At 70.5% G+C, this 5,730-nt stretch carries 5 protein-coding genes; 1 reads left to right on the top strand and 4 read right to left on the bottom strand.

Going from position 1 to position 5,730, the window contains the following annotated elements; genetic code table 11:
• Positions 1-621: 621 nt before the first annotated feature.
• The 3 genes from KBX53_RS20070 to KBX53_RS20060 are packed head-to-tail and all read right to left on the bottom strand — an operon-like array spanning position 622 to position 4,005.
• Positions 622-1,386, bottom strand: a complete 765-nt coding sequence (locus KBX53_RS20070; RefSeq protein WP_210860989.1) for a succinate dehydrogenase/fumarate reductase iron-sulfur subunit — start codon at positions 1,384-1,386, stop codon at positions 622-624.
• The gene (locus tag KBX53_RS20065) at positions 1,383-3,320 is read right to left on the bottom strand and encodes a fumarate reductase/succinate dehydrogenase flavoprotein subunit (protein ID WP_210860987.1); all 1,938 of its coding nucleotides are present in this window, start codon (positions 3,318-3,320) and stop codon (positions 1,383-1,385) included. The genes KBX53_RS20070 and KBX53_RS20065 overlap by 4 nt, the downstream gene beginning before the upstream one ends.
• 1 nt (position 3,321) lies before the next feature.
• A complete protein-coding gene (locus KBX53_RS20060) occupies positions 3,322-4,005 on the bottom strand; it encodes a succinate dehydrogenase cytochrome b subunit (protein ID WP_210860985.1) in 684 nt (227 codons plus the stop codon).
• 83 nt (positions 4,006-4,088) lie between these two features.
• On the opposite strand from KBX53_RS20060, the gene KBX53_RS20055 reads away from it, so the two are divergent.
• Positions 4,089-5,018, top strand: coding sequence for a LysR family transcriptional regulator (locus KBX53_RS20055; protein ID WP_210860983.1), 930 nt, complete (start codon positions 4,089-4,091; stop codon positions 5,016-5,018).
• A 6-nt stretch (positions 5,019-5,024) separates the two neighbouring features.
• Here the strand turns inward: KBX53_RS20055 and KBX53_RS20050 are convergent.
• The coding region (locus KBX53_RS20050) for a DUF3418 domain-containing protein (protein WP_210860981.1) at positions 5,025-5,730 on the bottom strand (706 nt) is incomplete at its 5' end.

Below are 5,730 nucleotides of genomic sequence, written 5' to 3'. Positions count from 1 at the left end.
CGCGGTGGTTGGGGTGGGGCCCGGGGTGACCATTCCCCTCGGGTTGGTGGTGGTTGCGGTGGGGGCCTGGGGGGCGGCCGTCCCCGGCTCCGGGCGGTCAGGCTTGATCCCTACGCCGGTGACGGTCGCCCCCCAGGCCTCGCTGATGGGCGTCCGTCTGTGCGTTCCTGCGGAGGTCCGTGAGCCCTGACACCGGTTGCTGCCGCTCGATGCCGCACCTCCGAAGGTCACCCGGGCGGGGGTCACCCGGGTGTGCGCGGGTCCTTGAGTGGCGGCTCGTCCGTCTTGACCCCTTTGTCGTGGTGGTGTCGGGGTCAGCTGGGCCGAGATCGGGTGGATCCACTCGGGTTTCTTGAAATCGCGGTATCCGGCGTGCGGTAACCGGCCGATTTCCTGAAACGCGAGTGGATCATGCGATGCGGACGGGCCGCGACCGGGGTCAGGCTGGGGCGGCCGTCCCCGGCGGAGGGATCAAGCCTGACCGCCCGGAGCCGGGGACGGCCGCCCCAGCCCCACCGCAACCAACGACCGAGAGTGAGCCCGCCCAGAGCCCGCCCGACCGCCGTACCCCGGAAAGAGCGTGGGGTACGGCGGTCGGGCGTTCGGTACGGGGCTGGACCCTCAGGAACCGGGGGTGTTGTTGGCGCCCTTGGCGGTGGCCGTGAGGTAGTCGCGGTTGAGGCGGCCGATGGTGTTCAGCGGGATGCCCTTCGGGCAGGCCGGGGTGCATTCGCCGGCGTTGGTGCAGCCGCCGAAGCCGGCCTCGTCGTGCGCGTCGACCATGCCGATCACCCGGGTGTAGCGCTCGGGCTGGCCCTGCGGCAGCAGCGAGAGCTGGGTGAGCTTGGCGGCGGTGAAGAGCATGCCGGAGCCGTTCGGGCAGGCGGCCACGCACGCGCCGCAGCCGATGCAGGCCGCCGACTCGAAGGCGGCGTCGGCGTTGGCCTTGGCCACCGGGGTGGAGTGGGCCTCGGGCGCGCTGCCGGTCGGCGCGGTGACGTACCCACCGGCCGCGATGATCCGGTCGAAGGCGCTGCGGTTGACCACCAGGTCCTTGACGACCGGGAAGGCGCTGGCCCGCCACGGCTCGATGTCGATCGTCTCGCCGTCCTTGAACTGCCGCATGTGCAGCTGGCACGCGGTGGTGCCACGCTGCGGCCCGTGCGCGTCGCCGTTGATCATCAGGCCGCACATGCCGCAGATGCCCTCGCGGCAGTCGTGGTCGAACGCCACCGGGTCCTCGCCGGAGAGGATCAGCCGCTCGTTGAGCACGTCGAGCATCTCCAGGAACGACATGTCCGGGGACACGTCGTCGACCGGGTAGGTCACCATCCGACCCTTGTCCTCAGGGCCCTTCTGGCGCCAGATGCGCAGGGTCAGGTTCACTTGTAGCTCCGCTGCGTGGGGTGGACGTATTCGAACTTCAGGTCTTCCTTGTGCAGCACCGAGGGCTCACCGTCGGCGGTGAACTCCCAGGCCGCCACGTACGCGAACCGGTCGTCGTCGCGCTGCGCCTCACCGTCGGGGGTCTGGTGCTCGGCCCGGAAGTGGCCGCCGCAGGACTCCTCGCGGTGCAGGGCGTCGATGCACATCAGCTCGGCCAGTTCGAAGAAGTCGGCCACCCGGCCGGCCTTCTCCAGCGACTGGTTGAGTTCCTCGCCGGTGCCGGACACCTTGACCCGCTGCCAGAACGCCTCGCGCAGCGAGCGGATCTCACCGATCGCCTTGCGCAGGCCGGCCTCGCTGCGCTCCATGCCGCAGTGTTCCCACATGATCTGGCCCAGCTCGCGGTGGAACGAGTCCACGGTCCGGTCGCCGTTGACGGCGAGCAGCCGCCGGACGCGGTCCTCGACGTCGTTGCGGGCCTCGATCGCCGCCGGGTGGCTGGCGTCGACCTTGTCGAGGGGGCCGGAGGCCAGGTAGTTGGCGATGGTGGTGGGCAGCACGAAGTAGCCGTCGGCGAGGCCCTGCATCAGCGCCGAGGCGCCGAGCCGGTTCGCGCCGTGGTCGGAGAAGTTCGCCTCACCGATCACGAACAGGCCGGGGATGTTCGACTGGAGGTCGTAGTCGACCCACAGGCCGCCCATCGTGTAGTGCACGGCGGGGTAGATGCGCATCGGCACCTCGTACGGGTCCTCGCCGGTGATCCGCTCGTACATCTCGAAGAGGTTGCCGTACTTGGCCTCGATGGCCTTGCGGCCGAGCCGGTTGATCGCGTCGGCGAAGTCGAGGTAGACGCCGAGCTTGGTCGGGCCGACGCCGCGGCCCTCGTCGCAGACGTTCTTCGCGGCGCGGGAGGCGATGTCGCGGGGGACCAGGTTGCCGAAGGAGGGGTAGATCCGCTCCAGGTAGTAGTCCCGGTCGTCCTCCGGAATGTCCTTCGGGTTGCGGTCGTCGCCCTTGGCCTTCGGCACCCAGACCCGGCCGTCGTTGCGCAGCGACTCGCTCATCAGGGTCAGCTTCGACTGGTGGTCGCCGGAGACCGGGATGCAGGTCGGGTGGATCTGCGTGTAGCAGGGGTTGGCGAAGTACGCGCCCTTGCGGTGCGCCCGCCAGGTGGCGGTGACGTTGCAGCCCTTGGCGTTGGTGGAGAGGTAGAAGACGTTGCCGTAGCCGCCGGAGGCGAGCACCACGGCGTCGGCCATCTCGGTGCTGATCTCGCCGGTGACCAGGTCCCGCACGACGATGCCGCGGGCCTTGCCGTCGACCAGGACCAGCTCCAGCATCTCGTGCCGGGCGTTCATCTCCACGTTGCCCAGGCCGATCTGCCGCTCCAGGGCCTGGTACGCGCCGAGCAGCAGCTGCTGACCCGTCTGGCCCCGGGCGTAGAAGGTGCGCTGCACCTGGGCGCCACCGAAGGAGCGGGTGTCCAGCAGACCGCCGTACTCGCGGGCGAACGGCACACCCTGGGCGACGCACTGGTCGATGATGTTCACCGACACCTCGGCGAGCCGGTGCACGTTCGACTCCCGGGAGCGGAAGTCGCCGCCCTTGACGGTGTCGTAGAAGAGCCGGTGGACGGAGTCGCCGTCGTTGCGGTAGTTCTTCGCCGCGTTGATGCCACCCTGCGCCGCGATGGAGTGCGCCCGGCGCGGGCTGTCCTGGTAGCAGTAGGACTTGACGTGGTAGCCCTGCTCGGCCAGGGTGGCGGCGGCCGAGCCGCCGGCCAGGCCGGTGCCGACCACGATCACCGTCATCTTGCGGCGGTTGGCGGGGTTGACCAGCTTGGCCTCGAAGCGCCGGGTCTCCCAACGCTTCTCGACCGGGCCGGCGGGAGCCTTGGTGTCGGCGATCGGGTCGCCCTCGGTGAAGAGTTCCATGTCAGGACACCAATCCGGTGAGTACGGCGAACGGGACCACCAGGTACCCGGCGCAGAGCAGCACGGCGAAGACCAGCGCCGCGACGCGGGCCCGACGCTCGCCACGCGGCGTCTGCTGGCCGAGGCTGCGGAACGCGCTGAACGCGCCGTGGCGCAGGTGGAAGCCCACCGTGACGATGGCGAGCGTGTAGAAGAGCGTGACGTACCAGCGCTCCGGCGCGAAGTCGGCGACGACGTTGCCGTACGGCTTGCTCTCGTTGCCGACCGGGTTCAGCGTGCCGGTGGTCAGGTCCAGGAGGTGGTAGATCACGAAGAGCAGGATGATCACGCCGCCCCAGCGCATCGTGCGCGCGGCGTAGCTGCCGTTGACCTTCTTGCGGTGGGCGTACTTGACGGGGCGGGCGGCGCGGGCCCGCCGGGCCAGCACGGTGGCGGCCACGATGTGGGCGACGACCGCCACCACCAGCACGGTGCGCAGGATCCACAGGAACCAGACGCCGGGCAGCAGTGGCTTGCCGATGTCGCGCAGCCAGTGCGCGTAGTGGTCGAACGAGGTTTCCCCCGTGAACACCTTCAGGTTCCCCAGCATGTGGGCGATGAGGAAGAGCACCAGCAGGATGCCCGTCACCGCCATGACGGCCTTGAGGCCGACGTTCGAGCGGATGGGCGACCGAGTTTTCGTCATTACCACGAGACCGACGCTAGGAGCACTTCGATCAGTCGTCCAATGCATCAAACTCGCAGCGTTGATAGCCGTAGGCTATGTAGATGCAGCTCCATCAGCTCCGGTACTTCGTCGCGGTGGCCGAAGTACGACATTTCACCCAAGCCGCCGACCTGGTCGGCATCACTCAGCCTTCTCTCAGTAAGCAAATTCACGCTCTGGAGGCCGACCTCGGGGCGCCCCTGTTCGAGCGGGTAAGGGGCAACATCGCGCTCACCGCGGCGGGTGAGGTGCTGCTGCCGTTGGCCACCCGCATCCACGCCGACGTGGAGACGGCGACCCGGGAGGTCCAGGAGCTGGTCGGGCTGCGCCGGGGCCGGGTCCGGCTCGGGGCCACCCCCAGCCTGGCCACCTCGCTCGCCCCGCCGGTGCTGCGCCGGTTCCGCGACGCGCACCCCACGGTCGACCTGCGGGTCGAGGAGGGCGGCTCCCAGGACCTGGTGCGTGACCTGCTCCGCGGCGACCTCGACCTGGCCCTGATCATCATGCCGGCGCAGGGCGCCGACCCGGGTCTGCGGGTCGACCCGATCCTGCGGGAGAGCCTGGTGGTGGCCTCGGTGGACGAGGTGCCGACCGCCTCGGCGACGGGCGAGCTGCGCATCACCGACCTTCGGGACCAGCCGATGGTGATGTTCCGAGAGGGGTACGACCTGCGCGACGCGACCATCCAGGCCTGCCGGGAGGCGGGCTTCGAACCGAGCTTCGCGGTGGACGGCGGCGAGATGGACGCCGTGCTCAGCTGCGTCGAGGCGGGGCTCGGCATCGCGCTCGTGCCCGGCATCGTGCTGGCGCGCCGGCCGGGCGTGCGGATCACCCCGCTCGCCCCGCCCGGGGTGCGGCGGACCATCGCGGTGGCCCGCCGCCGTGACGTCGTACCCACCCACGCCGGCCGGGAGCTGCGCCGCATCCTGCTCGACTACATCCAGTCGGCCATCGACCGCGACGAGCTCCCGCCCGGGGTGGACCCGCTCTGACCGGCGTCAGCGGCCCTCGGCGTCGTCCATCGCGCGGTAGATCCGCTGCTCCGAGACGGGGTACGGGGTGCCGAGCGCCTGGGCGAAGACGTTCACCCGCAGCTCCTCGATCATCCAGCGGATCTGCCGGACCGCTGTCTCCTGCCGACGGGCCGGCGGCAGGTTGGCGAGCAGGTCGGCGTACTCCTTCTGCACCACGGCGATCCGGTCCTGCTGTTGGCGGTCGCGTTGCGGGTTGCCGCCGAGGCGGTCCAGTCGACGTTCGATGGCGGTGAGGTAGCGCAGCAGGTCGGGCAGGCGCGCGTACCCGGTCTCGGTGATGAAACCGGCGTGCACCAGCCCGGCGAGCTGGTTGCGGATGTCGGCCAGCGCCGCGACCACGGCGAGGTTGCGGGTCGCGCCGAGGCGCTGCTCGACGGCGTACGCGGCGGCGAGGACCTTGCGGACCCGGTCCATCACCTCGACGACGGTGTCGACCAGGTCGGCGCGGACCTTCTCACGCACCGCCGCGAAACCGTCGGCGTCCCACGCCGGCCCACCGGCCGCAGCGATCAGCCGGTCGATGGCCGCGCCCGCGGCGTCCTCGATCAACTCCTGCACACCGCCGTGCGGGTTACGGCTCAGCGCCAGCTTCGCCTCGTTGCTCAGCCGCCCCTGCAGGAACCGCGCCGGGGACGGCACGGTGAGCCGCAGCAGCCGGCGGGTTCCCGCC

The sequence above is a fragment of the Micromonospora sp. M51 genome (genome assembly GCF_018070305.1).
GTDB lineage: Bacteria > Actinomycetota > Actinomycetes > Mycobacteriales > Micromonosporaceae > Micromonospora > Micromonospora parva.
The sequence above is the reverse complement of the archived record's forward strand: the minus strand, read 5'-3'. Positions and strand labels throughout refer to the sequence as shown.

Excerpts from the sequence above, each read along its gene's own strand:
- KBX53_RS20065 (WP_210860987.1), bottom strand. The coding sequence starts at position 3,320 with ATGGAACTCTTCACCGAGGGCGACCCGATCGCCGACACCAAGGCTCCC.
- KBX53_RS20060 (WP_210860985.1), bottom strand. The coding sequence starts at position 4,005 with ATGACGAAAACTCGGTCGCCCATCCGCTCGAACGTCGGCCTCAAGGCC.
- KBX53_RS20055 (WP_210860983.1), top strand. The coding sequence starts at position 4,089 with ATGCAGCTCCATCAGCTCCGGTACTTCGTCGCGGTGGCCGAAGTACGA.